Below are 16,681 nucleotides of genomic sequence, written 5' to 3' on the forward strand. Positions count from 1 at the left end.
TCGGGCGTATTATTAAATAACGTGTTTTGCAGCAATAAAGTTTCAAATAAAATGGGCATATTAAGATAAGTAAAATAGTTAAATTACACTTAAAATTGCGTTAAACTGCCAAACTTATTAATTGCTATACCTAAGCACTCGCGTACGCAGCAATCACTTTAATTAAACAGGTCAATTTATTATGAGCTTTGATAATCCCGATCACCAATTAGATGCCATAGGCCTTCGCTGCCCAGAGCCAGTAATGATGGTACGTGCTGCAATTCGTAAAATGAATGATGGTGAAACGTTATTAATAACTGCTGATGACCCATCAACAACTCGCGACATTCCGAGCTTTTGTACGTTTATGGATCACACGCTGGTGGCTAAAGATGCAGAAGAAGCACCGTACAGGTATGTGGTTAAGAAAGGGCTTTAAAATAACGTAGGTTGGGTTGAGTTTTACGAAACCCAACGTATTTAATAACCACCAAAATAGTTTTATTCGCCACACATGTTGGGTTTCGTTTCACTCTACCCAACCTACGAAATCCCCTTGGTGTTAATGCTGAATAAACACTACAACGTCCTTGTCACAAATCCATTAATTCACTCGGGCAGCTTTAAAAATACAGCTATCACTTCTTCGTTATCGTCACTTGTGGCTTGTCGTAGTCACTGTAATCAATACTTACTATGTATGTGCCTTTTATTGCTGGTGTGAAACTAAAGTAGTTATAAATAGTATTACAGTCTGCGATAGCTGGTTGGCCGAGTGTTAGGCTTTGCCCTGCTGGTTGTGCATCGCTGTAACCACAGTTGTAGCCTTCACTAAAATCGGCATCAGCTATTTTAAATTCGTACACTTTACCAGGCGTCGAAAATTTAACTTGTGCTTGATAAAGCGCTGGACCAACTGGCGCAAACTGATACTGGGGTTCTGCATCCCACAATGTAAAGTCGCCACGTAAGTAAATTGTGCGGTCAAGCTCTTGCTGAGGCAATACATCGTTAATCGAAATTTGGCTTGTACAGGCAGTAAGTAAACCAGCAATTGCTAAGGTTAAAATTCGTTTCATAGAAATCATCAATGGGGTTTCCTTTGCATACAGTGAAAACTAAAAAGCCAGCAAAACGCTGGCTTTTAAAATTGTTAATCGGTGTTATTTTTGTAAAACAGAAATATCTGCAATACCTAAAAACAATCCGCTTAACTGGCTTAGCAGCGCAAGACGATTTTGCTTAACAGCTTCATCGTCGGCCATAACCATTACGTTGTCAAAAAAGTTATCAACACTTTCGCGAATACCTGCCAATTGGCTTAATGCTTCTTGGTAGTTTCCATCTGCGTAAAGTGGTGCAAGGTCAGTGGCAAATTTTGCTACTTGTGATGCTAATACTTTTTCAGCGTCGTCGCTTAATAAGCTCTCATCAACACTACCTTGGCTGGTAATGTCGTTTTTAGCCAGAATGTTACCTACACGCTTATTAGCTGCTGCAAGCGCTTCTGCTGCGTCTAATGTACGGAAGTGGCTTACTGCTTTAACACGGCGGTCAAAATCAACTGGTTTAGTCGGACGACGTGCAAGCACTGCTTGAATTACGTCTACTTCAATACCTTCGTCTTGATACCACGCACGGAAGCGCCCTAGCATAAATTCAAATACGTCAGTTGATACATTTAAGTTAGTTAACTTGTCGCCAAACAATGTTTGCGATTTAGCTACTAGGTCTAAAATATCAAGTGGTAGTTCTTTTTCTACCATAATGCGAAGTGCACCAATAGCAGCACGACGAAGAGCAAATGGGTCTTTGTCACCTTTAGGTGCTTGGCCTATACCAAAAATACCCACCAGCGTATCAAACTTATCAGCAATCGCTACTGCACAGCTAATTAAGTTTGTAGGTAAGTTGTCGCCTGCAAAGCGTGGCATGTACTGCTCGTTTTGCGCTAAGGCTACATCTTCGGCTTCACCATCGTGGCGAGCGTAATGCATTCCCATTACACCTTGAACGTCGGTAAATTCCATTACCATTTCAGTCATTAGGTCAGTTTTACTTAATAAGCCTGCACGCTGTGCTAGTACTTTATCAGCACCTAATTGCTCAGCAATATAACCTGCAAGCTCACTAATGCGCTGAGACTTATCTTTAAGCGTACCAAGTTGCTTTTGGAACAATACGCTATCAAGCGATTCTAATCGGCTTTCTAGAGTTTTCTTTTTATCTGTTTCAAAGAAGAACTGTGCATCGGCTAAACGCGGGCGCACTACTTTTTCGTTACCAGAAATAACCACACTTGGATCTTTACTTTCTATGTTAGATACAAACAGAAACTTATTTAAAAGTTTGCCGTTTTGATCTAATAACGGGAAATATTTTTGATCGTCTTTCATGGTGTAAATTAACGCTTCGGCTGGTACATCTAAAAATGCTTCTTCAAATGTTGCCGTTAAAGTAACTGGCCACTCTACAAGTGATGTTACTTCTTCAAGTAAATCTTCATCCATTGCAACAACAGCATTAACTGCTTTTGCAGCCTCTTCTATTTGCGTACGAATTTGTGCTTTACGTTGTTCGTAATCAGCAATAACGTAAGCAGACTTAAGTACGTCAAAAACGTCGTCTGCATGGTTTATGCTAATTTTTTCTGGGTGATGAAAACGATGGCCTTGAAGCTGGTTAGTTATTTGCTTACCAAGAATTTCGCCTTCAAGTAGCTCATCACCAAACAAAATAGTTACTGTATGCACAGGGCGAATAAATTGTGTTTTATTCGCGCCCCAACGCATTGGTTTAGAAATTGGTAATTTAGCCAACGCTTTAGTAATTGCACCTGTCATTAGCGTTTTAGTTTCTTGCCCTGCTACTTTAGCAATGTGCAATAACCAGGCGCCTTTATCTGTTTCGAGTGTTTGTGCGTCTTTTACTTCAATACCACAACCACGTGCCCAACCCATTGCTGCTTTTGTTGGGTTACCGTCACCGTCAAATGCGGCTTTAGTTGCTGGGCCGCGTTTTTCTACTTCTTTGTCTTGTTGCTTAGCTTCAAGCGCTTTTACTTGTAAACCTAAACGACGAGGCGATGCATACCAGCTTACGCCTTGGTGTGCTAATTCTAGTGTTTCTAGCTCTGCAGTTAAGTTTGCAGCAAACGCTTCTGCTAATTTACGCAGTGCTTTTGGTGGTAACTCTTCTGTGCCAATTTCTACTAATAAATTTTGTGCTGACATGCTTACTTATCCTTACACAGCGGGAAACCAAGCGCTTCGCGTTTGTCATAGTAACTTTGTGCACACGCTTTTGATAATGCGCGAACGCGTAAAATATAACGTTGGCGTTCGGTTACCGAAATTGCGTGGCGTGCGTCTAGTAAATTAAATGCATGCGATGCTTTCATTACTTGCTCGTAAGCCGGTAATGGTAAGTTTACTTCAATTAACTTTTGGCTCTCTGCTTCACATTTATCAAACTGAGCGAATAAATCGTCTACGTTTGCATGTTCAAAGTTGTAAGTAGACTGCTCTACTTCATTTTGATGGAACACGTCGCCGTATGTTACACGCCCTAATGGACCGTCAGCCCACACTAAGTCGTAAATACTATCTACGCCTTGAATGTACATTGCTAGACGCTCTAGGCCGTAAGTAATTTCACCCGTTACTGGTGAACACTCAATACCGCCAACTTGTTGAAAGTAGGTAAACTGCGATACTTCCATACCGTTTAACCAAATTTCCCAGCCTAGGCCCCACGCACCTAACGTAGGTGATTCCCAGTTGTCTTCTACAAAGCGAACTTCGTGAGTAAGTGTATCGATACCCATAGCCGCTAAAGAGCCTAAATAAAGCTCTTGGATGTTATCTGGCGATGGCTTTAAAACTACCTGGAATTGGTAGTAGTGTTGTAAGCGATTTGGATTTTCACCGTAGCGACCGTCTGTAGGACGACGACATGGTTGCACGTATGCACTCGCCATTGGCTCTGGACCAATCGATTTTAAAAATGTTTGCGGGTGAAATGTCCCTGCGCCCACTTCCATATCAAGTGGTTGAATAATGACACAGCCTTGCTGTGCCCAATAATCCTGTAAAGCCAGGATCAAACCTTGAAAGGTTTTTACGTCATATTTTTGCATATTTGGCTTTTTACTATCTAAGAAGTAGCGTGAAAATTACCCTTAGTATACCGTGTGTACACTCAGGTTTTAAGCAGTTTGTGTAATTGAAGAAAATAAAAAAGGAGCCATTAGGCTCCTTTTTCTATGTAAGCAATATTTTTTACACGTCTAAGTTAACTACACGTAGTGCGTTCTTTTCAATAAACTCACGACGAGGCTCTACTTGGTCACCCATTAAGGTCGCAAATAATTGATCCGCGCCAACAGCATCTTCGATCGTTACTTGTAACATACGGCGAGCACTAGGATCCATTGTGGTCTCCCAAAGCTGGCTTGGGTTCATTTCGCCCAGTCCTTTATAGCGTTGAATATAGATCCCGCGCTTCGATTCTGTGATCAACCATTCCAAAGCATCCACAAAGTTATCAACAGGTTTTGTTTTCTCACCACGTTGAATATATGCACCTTCGCTAAGGATGTTTGCGATGTTAGTACCAGTCACAGCAATGCGTTGGTAGTCACGTGACGCAATAAAGTCATAATGAAGTACGTGTGCTTTATCTACACCGTGCTGACGAATATTCACAACCGGGTAATACATATTACGCTCAGCATCATGCTCTGTACCAGCATGGAAAATAGTCGCATCTTCATCACGTGCAATCAGGTCGTCAACCAACACTTTAGTCCAAGCAATTACTTTAGCTTCATCTGAAAGGTCATCAGTTTTCAATTCTGTTTGATAAATTAAGCGTTCCATTACCGTGTTAGGGTATTTACGCTTTAAACGCTCAATTACTTTAACTGTGTTTTGATAATCGTGAACTATTGTCTCTAGTGCTTCACCTTCAAGAGCAGGTGCATCTGTACTTGCATACAACGCTGCACCATTAAGAGCAAGCGATGTTAGGTATTCAACTAATGCAGGGTCATCTTTAATATAACGCTCTTGCTTACCTTTTTTCACTTTATAAAGTGGTGGTTGAGCAATGTAAATATAGCCGCGCTCTACAATTTCAGGCATTTGGCGATAGAAGAATGTTAATAGTAACGTACGAATGTGAGAACCATCCACGTCCGCATCGGTCATGATTATAATGCGATGATAACGTAATTTCTCAGGATTATATTCGTCACGACCAATACCACACCCTAATGCAGTAATTAGTGTTGCTACTTCTTGCGAAGATAACATTTTATCAAAACGTGCTTTTTCTACGTTTAAGATTTTACCTTTAAGCGGAAGAATAGCTTGGTTTTTACGGTTACGTCCCTGCTTGGCTGATCCGCCAGCAGAGTCCCCTTCCACTATATATAGTTCAGATTGGGCAGGATCTTTTTCTTGGCAATCAGCTAGCTTGCCAGGTAAGCCTGCTAAGTCCATTGCACCTTTACGACGTGTCATTTCACGGGCTTTACGCGCCGCTTCACGAGCACGTGAGGCATCAATAATCTTACCTACGACAATTTTGGCATCCGTTGGGTTTTCTAATAAAAACTCAGTGAATTTTTCAGCCATTGCTTGTTCAACTGCAGACTTAACTTCACTTGAAACGAGTTTGTCTTTAGTTTGCGATGAGAACTTAGGATCAGGAACTTTAACGCTTACAACAGCCGTTAAGCCTTCACGGGCATCATCACCGGTAGCGTTGCTGGTTGTTTTAGCTTTTTTGTTAAAGCCTTCTTTTTCCATGTAGTTATTAAGTGTACGTGTTAGCGCTGATCTAAAACCGGCTAAGTGAGCACCACCATCACGTTGTGGAATATTATTTGTGAAACAGTAAATGTTTTCTTGGTATGCATCATTCCACTGCATTGATACTTCAACGCTAATACCATCTTCTTCACGTTCGTGAGTAAAATGGAATACACCTTTATGTATAGGTGTTTTATTACGGTTTAAGTATTCAACGAAAGCTTGAATACCGCCTTCGTATTTAAAGTGATCAGATTTATTTTCTTCACGTTCATCATTTAAAATGATGCTCACACCTGAATTTAGGAATGAAAGCTCGCGTAAACGCTTAGCTAAAATTTCGTAATGAAAATCTAAGTTTGTGAATGTTTCACCACTTGGCCAAAAACGTAGTTCTGTACCAGTCGTGTCCGATTCACCAATAACAGCTAGAGGTGCATCTGGAACACCCATAGTGTAAAACTGCTCATGAAGTTTACCTTCACGGCGGACTGTAAGTTTTAGCTTTTCTGAAAGTGCATTTACAACAGAAACACCAACACCGTGTAAGCCACCTGATACTTTATAAGAGTTATCATCAAACTTACCACCGGCATGAAGTACCGTCATAATAACTTCGGCTGCTGATACGCCTTCTTCTTCATGGATAGAAGTTGGAATACCACGACCGTTATCTCGTACTGAGACAGAACCGTCTAAGTGAATCGTTACATAAATATCATCACAATGACCTGCTAAGGCTTCATCGATCGAGTTATCAACGACCTCAAACACCATGTGGTGTAAGCCTGTGCCATCATCGGTGTCCCCAATATACATTCCAGGACGCTTTCTTACTGCGTCTAATCCTTTAAGTACTTTAATACTCGACGAGTCATAATTCTCAGACATGGTTAATCCCACTTATCTTGTTATTAGGTTGCCATGTTTCACGTGGAACATTTGTAGTTCTCGTTGCATGGGTTCCACCACAGCAGAAATACTTTCAGACAAAATTGAAGAGATAAAAATTTGAGAACTGCAGTGAGCAAGTAATTGTCCCACTTTCTCTTTTGTATCTTCGCCTAACTCTGAAGGTAGATCATCTATTAGCAATATAGATTGCTTATCTGTCTCTGACTCAATTAAGCTATTTTGCGTAACTTTTAACGCATATAATAGTAACTTCAATTGACCGCGTGAGAATGTATTCTCCACACTGTTGCCAGCGACACTAAAACTAAAATCGGCCTTATGAGGGCCTTTACTTGTAAATCCTTGGCGAGCATCTCGCTCAAAGTTTTGCTCTAACGCATCTGCAAGAGATTCGGTCTCTTTCCAGCCTGCGTTAAAGGTCATTTCTAAATCACGTATAAGCGTTAATTCTGCACACATTTTATCAAAAAACTGCTGCTTAAACCTACTTATATACGCCAATCTTAATTTATTTATTTCTTCAGCCAGTCTAACAAATTCTTTGTCCCAAAACTTAATTTGGTCAAAATAATTCTTGGGCTTAGTTTTTAACAATGCATTACGTTGTTTAAGTACTTTATTGAACGATTGCCATAAAAAAAAGAACTCATGTTCCACGTGGAACAAACCTAAATCTAAAAACTTTCTGCGCTCTTTAGGCCCACCAAAAAACAAAGAATAGCTCTCTGGTGTAATAATTTGCACTGGCATGAGTTGAGCTAGTTCGGATATTTTACGGCTCGCCTTACCTTGAATTTTTAAATTAGTTTCACCCGTTTGGGTTTTACTAATACCAATTGGAATAGATAAGTCGTGTATTGTTTTGCGCCCGTGAATTACAAACTGCTCTTGCTGATGCGCGATAATACTTTTGTGTTTTGGAGTACGAAAAGATTTGCCGTGAGAAAGGTAATAGATAGCCTCTAAAAGGCTGGTTTTTCCGCTGCCATTTTCACCATATATTATATTAACGCCGTTAACTGGTTCTAGCGTCAGCGCCTCAATATTACGAAAATATTTGAGGCTCAAATGACTTAAGCTCATTATGTATTTATGGTCTTATAAACGCATAGGCATAACAACGTACATTGCTTCTTCATCGCCTGCACCTTCAATTAATGCACTGCTGTTTGAGTCGGCTAATGTAAATAGTACGTCTTCTGTTTTTAATGTGTTTAGTACGTCTAATACGTAAGACACGTTAAACCCTATTTCTAGGTCAGCACCTTCGTAACTTACTTCAACAACTTCTTCAGCTTGTTCTTGCTCTGGGTTGTTGGCCGTAATTTTTAATAAACCATTTGATAAGTTTAAGCGTACGCCACGAAACTTTTCATTAGATAAAATAGACACTCGTTGGAACGCATTACGTAACCATTCTCGGTTAGCTGTAATTACTTTGTCGCCACCACGTGGTAATACACGACGGTAATCTGGAAAACGCCCATCAACCAGTTTACTTGTAAATGTAAACTCAATATCAATAATACGGATATGGTTAGCACCAAACTGAATTGTTACCAATTCATCGTCAGCTACCATAAGGCGCATAATTTCTTGCACACCTTTGCGAGGTATAATTAGCTGGCGCTGCGTATTAAGCGATTGCGTTAATTGCTTTTGCGCTATAGCTAAACGGTGTCCATCTGTTGCTACTGTTTTTATATCGGTATTATCTACTTCAAACGACATACCATTTAAGTAATAACGTACGTCTTGATTTGCCATCGAAAAATGCGTGCTTTCGAGTAACTTACGAAGCTCTAAACGAGTTAGTTGAAATTCAACCTCTCCGTCCCACTCTTCTAAATTAGGAAAATCATCAGCAGATAAAGTCGTCAATGAAAAACGGCTTTTACCACTGGTTAAAAGTAATTGATGCTCTTGCAAGCTTAAAGTAATGTCTGAACCATCTGGTAGACTTTTACAAATATCGAGTAACTTTTTAGCGGGTAACGTTAGTTTTGTATCGGCAATATCATCACCTACAAATACGCCAGAAACTAGTTCAATTTCAAGGTCAGTACCCGTCATTGAAAGTTGTCCGTTTTCTACCACTAACAAAACGTTAGATAAAATTGGCAACGTGTGTTTGCGCTCTATTGCGCCCGACACTTGCACCAATGGCTTTAAAAATTGTTGTCTTGATATTGTTATTTGCATAATAAAGTCAGCCCTAAGATGACAATGTTCTTATTAAGTTTTGGTAATCTTCTTTAATTTCGTGGCTTTCGTCACGTAGTGATTTTATCTTACGACATGCATGTAATACGGTCGTATGATCGCGCCCACCAAATGCGTCACCAATCTCAGGTAAGCTGTGATTAGTTAATTCTTTAGACAATGCCATAGCTACCTGGCGCGGCCTCGCTATAGAGCGACTGCGGCGCTTAGATAACAGGTCTGATATACGAATTCGATAGTACTCAGCAACAGTTCGCTGAATATTGTCTATGGTAACCAGTTTATCTTGCAAGGCAAGTAAATCGCGTAGCGCTTCTTTTACAAAATCGATTGAAATAGGACGACCGGTAAAGTTCGCATTAGCGATTACACGGTTAAGTGCACCCTCTAGTTCACGAACATTTGAGCGTAATTTTTTGGCAATAAAAAAAGCAACTTCGTGTGGTAAGTTAATCTTACTTTGCTGGGCTTTTTTCATTAAAATAGCAACGCGTGTTTCAAGCTCTGGTGGCTCAATCGCAATTGTTAATCCCCAACCAAAACGTGATTTTAGCCTGTCTTCAACGCCTTCAATCTCTTTAGGGTAACGGTCAGAGGTTAAAATAATTTGTTGGTTGCCTTCAAGCAATGCATTAAAGGTATGAAAAAATTCTTCTTGTGAACGCTCTTTGTTAGCAAAAAATTGAATATCATCAATCATTAATGCATCAACACTGCGGTAATAACGCTTAAATTCTTCTATCGCATTATTTTGAAGTGCCTTTACCATGTCTTGAACAAAGCGTTCTGAATGCATGTAAACAATTTTAGCATCTGGCTTATTTGCCATAATGCCATTACCTACTGCATGTAATAAGTGAGTTTTACCTAAACCAGTGCCACCGTATATAAATACAGGGTTAAAAGCAGAGCCAGGATTGTCGGCAACCTGTGTGGCCGCAGCTTTTGCTAATTGGTTTGATTTACCTTCAACAAAGCTATCAAAAGTATAGTTTTCTTTAATGTTAGATTTGTAACCTGACTTAGGTGCAGGTTCAACAACTGGCTTTTGCTCGCGAGGCTGTTGTTTTGCTGAAGCGTGTGCACTTGGTGCCGATTGAGTTTCTATAACCGGTGCAGCTTGTGCATTTAATAAAGGTTTACTACCTACATCAAAACGTAGTTTTGGTGCTTCAACACCACAAATCTCTACTAGTAATTCGTTAATTCTATTTAGGTACTTTTCTCTCACCCAATCAAGCACAAAGCGATTAGGTGCATAAATCGTCAAGGTATCTTCGGTACTTTCTGCTTGTAGCGGTCTTACCCACATACTGAATTGCTGCGAAGGCAGCTCATCTTGCAATACATATAAACAACTTTGCCAAACCGACAGATACACAGTTAAACTCCCAGAGATATAATTTTTATTCCCGCACATCATTAATGATTGTAAATCATACATTTATTGCGTTCAAATGGTCCAATAAGCGACCCAAGACCGCGTATTATGAAGACACTTTATCCACAAGTAAAAGATTGATTTTTATAAAATTGTTGATATCGATGTATAAAATCATTAACAAGCTGATTTAAAACAGTTTTTATTTTAGATCCTGAGAGGGGATCATAACAAAATAACACCAAGATCGCGAACCAAATTTACGATCCAATTTACTTTTCCCCCGCTTTTATTCACTTTTTATACAGGGGCTGTGGAAAACTTCTTATTTATGATGATCCTAACAGATCGCCTTATATGATCTCTTATATAGTAGTAGGTGGGTTATATACCCTTAACGTAATTATGATTGACTTTACATTACTTACTCTATAATATCTCGCGCTCGCAATGGCACCTATGCCAGGATCGCGACCTGTATAGGATGTTTTAACTTTAACCGATCGGATGAGATTGTTATGAAAAGAACTTTTCAACCTAGCGTTTTAAAACGCAAACGTGCACACGGCTTCCGTGCTCGCATGGCAACTGTAAATGGCCGTAAAGTATTAGCACGTCGCCGCGCTAAAGGCCGCAAAGTTCTTTCTGCTTAATTTATAAGTGGAAGACTTTAGCTTTGGCAGGGAGTTACGTCTGTTAACTCCCTCGCATTACTCTCGCATATTTAATGAACCCGCTCGGGCTGCAACTCCTTTCTTTACTCTATTAGCTAAACCAAATGACCAAGAAAAACCTCGGTTAGGTCTTACTGTTGCTAAAAAACGTGTAAAAAAGGCATGCCAACGAAACCGTATTAAACGTCTCGCTCGCGAAAGTTTTCGTTTAAATCAACACAGCATCGATAATATTGATATTGTGCTTATGGTTAAAAATGGTATTGATGAGCAGTCTAATGAAGAAATAACCAAACAACTTACTAAATTATGGCGAAAAATTAACGAACGCTGTAAACCAGGTGCACCTAAACCGCCACCTTTTAAGAAACGCCCAAACAAATCAGCTAAATCTAACAAACAAACCTAATTGCAATAGAATTGCAGGGTTAATTAATGTATCTTTAGCTCACCTTTTAATCATGCATTTAAATTTTCTAATTGAGTCTTTAAATACATGATATCTATCTCACTAAACTTAAGTAGGGGCATAAACATCATGAGGTTACTTAAACCACTTGTTGCTTTACCAACTTTTTGTTTAGTGTTATTTATCCGCGGTTATCAAAAGTGGATTAGCCCGCTGTTAGGTCCGCATTGTCGTTTTAATCCAACCTGTTCTAGTTATGCTATTCAAGCAATTAAATTGCATGGATCGGTAAAAGGTAGTTGGTTAGCTTTAAAACGCATATTAAAATGTCATCCTTTACATTCAGGCGGAGACGACCCCGTTCCTGAAAAATTAACCCATATTAACCACCAACACGAGAAATAAGAGCTGTTATGGAATCGCAACGCACGTTTTTATTAATTGGCCTAATGCTAGTGTCGTTTTTATTGTTCCAAGAATGGGATAATGATTACAACAAGCCTAAAGTCGATCCAAGTGCCACAACACAAACACTACAAGCAAATTCACCAGAGTCGGATGATTATATTCCTTCATCGTCAGATTCAGAGTTACCTGCTTCAGCAACTTTAGCTAAGCGTTCAGTTATTGAAATTACAACTGACGTTTTTAAAGTTAAAATTGACACCAAAGGCGGTGACATTGTTGAAACAGACCTTCTTCAATACGAAGAGACAAAAGGCAGTGAAACGCCTTATATGCTTCTTGGTCAGCTTGATGGTGGCAAACAATACTTTTCACAAAGTGGCTTAATTGGCTTAAATGGCCCTGACGCATCAGCTAACGGTCGCCCTACTTACAATACCGAACAAAAGTCATATACCTTAACGGGTGATGAGCTTCGCGTTCCACTTCAGTTTACTGATAGTAATGGTGTTAGTTTTACTAAAACGTATGTATTCAAAAAAGGTCAGTATGACGTAGGCTTAGAATACAAAATTAACAACACTACCAGCGCACCTCTTCAAGTACAGCTATACACGCAAATTAAGCGTACCGTACAAGAAAAAGGCAGCATGGTTGATCAAAACTATTTAGGTGCTGCATACGGTACTGATGAAGAAAAATACGAAAAGTATAGTTTTTCAGATATGGCTGATAAAAACCTAAATAAAAGCACACAAGGTGGTTACGTTGCCTTTATTCAACATTACTTTGTAAGCGCTTGGGTTCCAATGCAGGATCAATCAAATACACTTTATAGCTTAATTACAAAAAGTAATGCCGCTATTATTGGTGCTAAAGATCCCGCTGTAAATATTCAAGCTGGTAGTGAGCAAACACTAACTGCTACTTATTATATGGGCCCGAAAGAGTCAGATATTCTTGAAGCGATTCACCCAGACCTAGACCTAACTGTAGATTACGGTTGGTTATTTTTTATCTCGCAACCTTTATTTGTATTACTAAAATGGCTACACAGCATTTTAGGTAACTGGGGTGTAGCAATTATTGCCATCACTATTATCGTTAAATCGTTAATGTATCCACTTACTAAAGCGCAATACACTTCAATGGCAAAAATGCGTGCCCTACAGCCTAAAATGGCAGCCCTTAAAGAAAAGTTTGGTGATGACCGTCAAAAGTTCGGCCAAGCAACTATGGAAATGTACAAAAAAGAAAAAGTTAACCCAATGGGTGGCTGTTTCCCTATTTTGCTACAAATGCCAATTTTCTTAGCCTTGTTCTACGTATTCTTAGAGTCTACTGAACTTCGCCATGCTGAATTCATCTTTTGGTTAACTGACCTTTCTGCGAAAGACCCGTACTACGTATTGCCAATATTATTTGGTGCGAGTATGTTTGTAACGCAAAAGCTACAACCTATGACGGTTACTGATCCAATGCAGCAAAAAATGATGACCTTTATGCCGGTTATCTTCTCTGTATTCTTCTTATGGTTCCCATCTGGTTTAGTTCTTTACTGGTTAGTGTCTAACCTTATTTCTATTGTCCAGATGTTAATCATCTACCGTGGCATGGAAAAGAAAGGAATTAAAGTAAGAGGCTAACTAAGCTCCTACTTATATAAAGGCGACTTCGGTCGCCTTTTTTATTGCCTGTTTTTCACCACAGCTATTCGCTACAAATAAATCGATAGGTTACAATACGGGCATAAAGTTACTCATCGTTGGCAAATTAATAGCATGATCAATCAAGATACAATTGCAGCACAAGCAACAGCACCAGGACGTGGTGGTGTTGGTATTATTCGCGTTTCAGGTAGCCTTGCTAAAAGTGTCGCCGAAAAAGTAGTAGGTAAAATACCTAAAGTTCGCTACGCCGATTATGTGCCATTTAAAAGCCTTGCTGGCGAGCAACTTGATCAAGGTATTGCCATTTACTTTGCAGGCCCTAACTCATTTACTGGTGAAGACGTACTTGAATTACAAGGCCACGGCGGTCCTGTAGTACTGGATATGTTACTTAAAGAAATTAGTAAAATAGAGGGCGTTCGTTTAGCAAAGCCTGGTGAGTTCTCTGAACGCGCATTTATGAATGACAAGCTTGATTTAACACAAGCAGAAGCTATCGCCGACTTAATTAATGCTACGAGCGAGCAAGCCGCTAAAAGCGCCCTACAGTCTCTCCAAGGTGAATTTTCTAAGCACATAGAAACACTCGTAGAAAAAGTAATTCACTTACGTATGTATGTAGAAGCGGCAATAGATTTTCCTGATGAAGAAATTGATTTTTTATCAGATGGTAAAGTGTCAGGCGACTTAGACGCGATTATTACTCAGCTTAACACTGTAACCAACCAAGCCAAGCAGGGCAGCATCATGCGCGAAGGTATGCGTGTTGTTATTGCAGGTCGCCCTAATGCGGGTAAATCAAGCCTGCTTAACGCTCTAGCCGGTCGTGAAGCCGCAATCGTAACAGAAATAGCCGGTACCACTCGCGACGTACTACGAGAGCATATACATATAGATGGTATGCCACTGCATATTATAGATACAGCAGGCCTTCGTGAAAGCCCAGACAGAGTAGAACAAATAGGTATTGAGCGTGCATGGGATGAAATAAACCAAGCCGACCGCGTTTTATTTATGCTTGATGGCACTGATACTATAGATACTGACCCGCACAAAATTTGGCCTGAATTTATGGCAAAATTACCAGAAGGTATGGGGGTTACGGTCATCAGAAATAAAGCTGATTTATCGGGCGACATAGTCGGAATGGAGCAAGAGCAACAATACCCGGTTATCAGCTTAAGTGCTAAAAATGCTGACGGTATTGAACTTGTTCGCGAGCATTTAAAAGCTTGTATAGGCTTTCAAGGTGCAACAGAAGGTGGCTTTATGGCGCGCCGTCGTCATTTGGATGCACTAGAAAGTGCTGCGTATCATTTAGAAACGGGTAAAACACAGTTAGAAATGCACATTGCTGGTGAAATACTCGCTGAAGAACTGCGTTTAACACAGCAGTATTTGAATGAAATAACCGGTGAATTTACCTCAGACGACTTACTTGGCAAAATATTTAGCTCGTTTTGTATTGGTAAATAAACACCCTATTACAGATATATTTTTATTATAAGAGCACTTAGGTGCTCTTTTTTTATGTAAAATATTCTGCTGTAAAATATGTATTTATACACCTGATGCCTGTAAATTACTGCCAATAAAATCATATCCAAAACTATCTTTATTACGTGCTAAGAGAGGTCTGATTATATAGAGTAGACAATACTGAGAGTGCTTATTGAGGAATTAATAGCACAAGTCACACCTATTATTAAGGTTAAAATCGATACATTTTTAAACAATCGCATGCTTTAATAGCGTTATATGTCATACAAAAAGTAGTTATGAATGGCTTCCTTATACTTACTTTAGCGCACAAAAATGCACTAAAACACACCTCATACACGCAAAAAATAATGCTATTAGCTCAATTAAAGAGCTAAAAAACACTGATTAGTACTCTAAAAAGCTTACTTTTGACAACATATAATTTGATAATCACTGTGAATTCTAAATAAAATAACTCAACTGTTAAGTATTCAAAACTTTTGATCTGCTAACTCCACCAGCAAAATTAATAAAAATAGCAGCTCTTAATTCGCATAAAATTAAAAATACCGAGATCACTTATCCACAATACCTAATTTTCAGCTCAAATAAATACCAAAACTAGGTAAATCAGTCGCAAAAACCTCATGATCAATTGTAATTTATCTATTTATGAACTTATTTTTAATTAATTTCATTAGATCTGCTTTATTAGATCATTTTTAAAAATTATTTTCGATCTAAATTTAAGGTTATCAACAGGCTTTATATCCACATTATGATCAACATGTATTTTTAATTGAGATATTTACAATTTAATTTTTTACTGACAAGTAATATCAATAACTTAGCGAATATAAAACAACCTAAAAAAACAGTTTAAGCAGAGTTTTCCCCACTGTTATCAACAACTTGATCAGAAGATTACATTTAAAGATAATTTGTTAAACACTATATTATCAACAACTTAAAGACACAATTTTGAATGAGTGTAAAATTACCGCAAAAATAGTTATACAAAAAAGCACTCTTAACTTTACTGTTATCCTCACTCAGTTATCATAGGCGGCAATTATAACCAATGTGATCACTAATATTCATGAGTTCAGTAAATCTTATTGTCGGCAGCCAAATGGGATCAGCCGAGTATGTTGCAGAGCAATTAAGCGACGCGCTTAATAACCTTGGTATTACTACGCAACTACATGATCAACCTGAATTTAGCGATATTGATCAGCAAAATACCATTTGGTTAATCTGCACATCAACTTATGGTGCAGGTGATTACCCTGAAAATCTTATTAGTTTTGTTGAAGATGTAACTCAAGCAGATGATTTATCTGAATTAAAATATTCAGTAATCGCTTTAGGCGACACTAGTTATGACACTTATAACCTAGCAGGACGTAATATAGATGCCTTATTAACTCAAAAAGGCGCTATAAAAGTAGCAGAACGTTTAGAGCTTAATATTCTCGATGAAGCACTACCAGAAGACACTGCATTAACATGGTTAGACTCTTGGATAGCTCAAACAGGCATAAAATAGATAGATCAAGTAAAAAGTTATATATAAAGTTACCCACAATTTACTAATAATTTAATAGGTTTTGTGGATAAAGATTGAATAAACTGCGTTTTAAAGCATGCTTATCCATTGGATAAGATCCAACTGATTCAACCCTGTGCATAAAGTGCCTTTTTGATCAGAGCTTATTTGCTGG

The 16,681-nt window shown here is 38.9% G+C and carries 14 protein-coding genes; 7 read left to right on the forward strand and 7 right to left on the reverse strand.

Translation table 11 applies throughout. From position 1 onward, the window contains the following. Nucleotides 1-181: 181 nt before the first annotated feature. Nucleotides 182-421 carry a sulfurtransferase TusA gene (gene tusA / locus AAEY68_RS15065; protein WP_004335190.1) on the forward strand — a complete coding sequence of 80 codons (240 nt, stop codon included), beginning with the start codon at nt 182-184 and terminating at the stop codon, nt 419-421. A gap of 199 nt (nt 422-620) precedes the next feature. Here the strand turns inward: tusA and AAEY68_RS15070 are convergent, their stop codons facing one another. The 7 genes from AAEY68_RS15070 to dnaA form a co-directional block, all read right to left on the reverse strand. After that, nucleotides 621-1,070, reverse strand: a complete 450-nt coding sequence (locus AAEY68_RS15070) for an early set domain-containing protein (RefSeq protein ID WP_010555151.1) — start codon at nt 1,068-1,070, stop codon at nt 621-623. A gap of 75 nt (nt 1,071-1,145) precedes the next feature. After that, entirely contained in the window at nt 1,146-3,215 is a 2,070-nt protein-coding gene (gene glyS / locus AAEY68_RS15075; RefSeq protein ID WP_350586270.1) for a glycine--tRNA ligase subunit beta, read from the reverse strand. A 2-nt stretch (nt 3,216-3,217) separates the two neighbouring features. Continuing rightward, the gene (gene glyQ, locus AAEY68_RS15080; protein ID WP_024592273.1) at nt 3,218-4,120 is read right to left on the reverse strand and encodes a glycine--tRNA ligase subunit alpha; all 903 of its coding nucleotides are present in this window, start codon (nt 4,118-4,120) and stop codon (nt 3,218-3,220) included. 142 nt (nt 4,121-4,262) lie between these two features. Next, nucleotides 4,263-6,689 carry a DNA topoisomerase (ATP-hydrolyzing) subunit B gene (gene gyrB / locus AAEY68_RS15085; protein ID WP_024592272.1) on the reverse strand — a complete coding sequence of 809 codons (2,427 nt, stop codon included), beginning with the start codon at nt 6,687-6,689 and terminating at the stop codon, nt 4,263-4,265. A 12-nt stretch (nt 6,690-6,701) separates the two neighbouring features. After that, complete coding sequence (gene recF / locus AAEY68_RS15090; RefSeq protein ID WP_024592271.1) at nt 6,702-7,796, reverse strand: DNA replication/repair protein RecF; 1,095 nt, start codon at nt 7,794-7,796, stop codon at nt 6,702-6,704. A 15-nt stretch (nt 7,797-7,811) separates the two neighbouring features. Then, nucleotides 7,812-8,915 carry a DNA polymerase III subunit beta gene (dnaN, locus tag AAEY68_RS15095; protein ID WP_010555149.1) on the reverse strand — a complete coding sequence of 368 codons (1,104 nt, stop codon included), beginning with the start codon at nt 8,913-8,915 and terminating at the stop codon, nt 7,812-7,814. A 13-nt stretch (nt 8,916-8,928) separates the two neighbouring features. Further along, entirely contained in the window at nt 8,929-10,317 is a 1,389-nt protein-coding gene (gene dnaA / locus AAEY68_RS15100; RefSeq protein ID WP_010555148.1) for a chromosomal replication initiator protein DnaA, read from the reverse strand. A gap of 518 nt (nt 10,318-10,835) precedes the next feature. Between dnaA and rpmH the strand changes: the two genes are divergently transcribed. From rpmH to mioC, 6 genes are all read left to right on the forward strand, one after another. Beyond that, a complete protein-coding gene (rpmH, locus tag AAEY68_RS15105) occupies nt 10,836-10,970 on the forward strand; it encodes a 50S ribosomal protein L34 (RefSeq protein WP_004335215.1) in 135 nt (44 codons plus the stop codon). A 7-nt stretch (nt 10,971-10,977) separates the two neighbouring features. Beyond that, nucleotides 10,978-11,400, forward strand: coding sequence for a ribonuclease P protein component (rnpA, locus tag AAEY68_RS15110; RefSeq protein ID WP_007584204.1), 423 nt, complete (start codon nt 10,978-10,980; stop codon nt 11,398-11,400). 129 nt (nt 11,401-11,529) lie between these two features. Further along, nucleotides 11,530-11,805 (forward strand): membrane protein insertion efficiency factor YidD, encoded by a 276-nt coding sequence (gene yidD / locus AAEY68_RS15115; protein ID WP_008138026.1) that lies wholly within the window; start codon nt 11,530-11,532, stop codon nt 11,803-11,805. An 8-nt stretch (nt 11,806-11,813) separates the two neighbouring features. Continuing rightward, nucleotides 11,814-13,451: a membrane protein insertase YidC gene (gene yidC, locus AAEY68_RS15120; protein ID WP_024592270.1), complete on the forward strand. Its 1,638-nt coding sequence runs from the start codon at nt 11,814-11,816 to the stop codon at nt 13,449-13,451. 135 nt (nt 13,452-13,586) lie between these two features. After that, nucleotides 13,587-14,951: a tRNA uridine-5-carboxymethylaminomethyl(34) synthesis GTPase MnmE gene (mnmE, locus tag AAEY68_RS15125; protein WP_007584209.1), complete on the forward strand. Its 1,365-nt coding sequence runs from the start codon at nt 13,587-13,589 to the stop codon at nt 14,949-14,951. A gap of 1,105 nt (nt 14,952-16,056) precedes the next feature. Beyond that, on the forward strand, nt 16,057-16,506 hold the full coding sequence (gene mioC, locus AAEY68_RS15130) for an FMN-binding protein MioC (RefSeq protein ID WP_024591277.1): 450 nt from the start codon (nt 16,057-16,059) through the stop codon (nt 16,504-16,506). Nucleotides 16,507-16,681 lie beyond the last annotated feature (175 nt).

It is taken from the genome of Pseudoalteromonas sp. RB2-MNA-CIBAN-0110, from assembly GCF_040309305.1.
Classification (GTDB): domain Bacteria; phylum Pseudomonadota; class Gammaproteobacteria; order Enterobacterales; family Alteromonadaceae; genus Pseudoalteromonas; species Pseudoalteromonas arctica.

Bases quoted from the DNA above. Each gene is read 5' to 3' on its own strand.
- rpmH (WP_004335215.1), top strand. From the start codon at position 10,836: ATGAAAAGAACTTTTCAACCTAGCGTTTTAAAACGCAAACGTGCACAC.
- glyQ (WP_024592273.1), bottom strand. From the start codon at position 4,120: ATGCAAAAATATGACGTAAAAACCTTTCAAGGTTTGATCCTGGCTTTA.
- mioC (WP_024591277.1), top strand. From the start codon at position 16,057: ATGAGTTCAGTAAATCTTATTGTCGGCAGCCAAATGGGATCAGCCGAG.
- recF (WP_024592271.1), bottom strand. From the start codon at position 7,796: ATGAGCTTAAGTCATTTGAGCCTCAAATATTTTCGTAATATTGAGGCG.
- AAEY68_RS15070 (WP_010555151.1), bottom strand. From the start codon at position 1,070: ATGATTTCTATGAAACGAATTTTAACCTTAGCAATTGCTGGTTTACTT.
- tusA (WP_004335190.1), top strand. From the start codon at position 182: ATGAGCTTTGATAATCCCGATCACCAATTAGATGCCATAGGCCTTCGC.
- mnmE (WP_007584209.1), top strand. From the start codon at position 13,587: ATGATCAATCAAGATACAATTGCAGCACAAGCAACAGCACCAGGACGT.
- yidD (WP_008138026.1), top strand. From the start codon at position 11,530: ATGAGGTTACTTAAACCACTTGTTGCTTTACCAACTTTTTGTTTAGTG.
- gyrB (WP_024592272.1), bottom strand. From the start codon at position 6,689: ATGTCTGAGAATTATGACTCGTCGAGTATTAAAGTACTTAAAGGATTA.
- dnaN (WP_010555149.1), bottom strand. From the start codon at position 8,915: ATGCAAATAACAATATCAAGACAACAATTTTTAAAGCCATTGGTGCAA.
- glyS (WP_350586270.1), bottom strand. From the start codon at position 3,215: ATGTCAGCACAAAATTTATTAGTAGAAATTGGCACAGAAGAGTTACCA.
- yidC (WP_024592270.1), top strand. From the start codon at position 11,814: ATGGAATCGCAACGCACGTTTTTATTAATTGGCCTAATGCTAGTGTCG.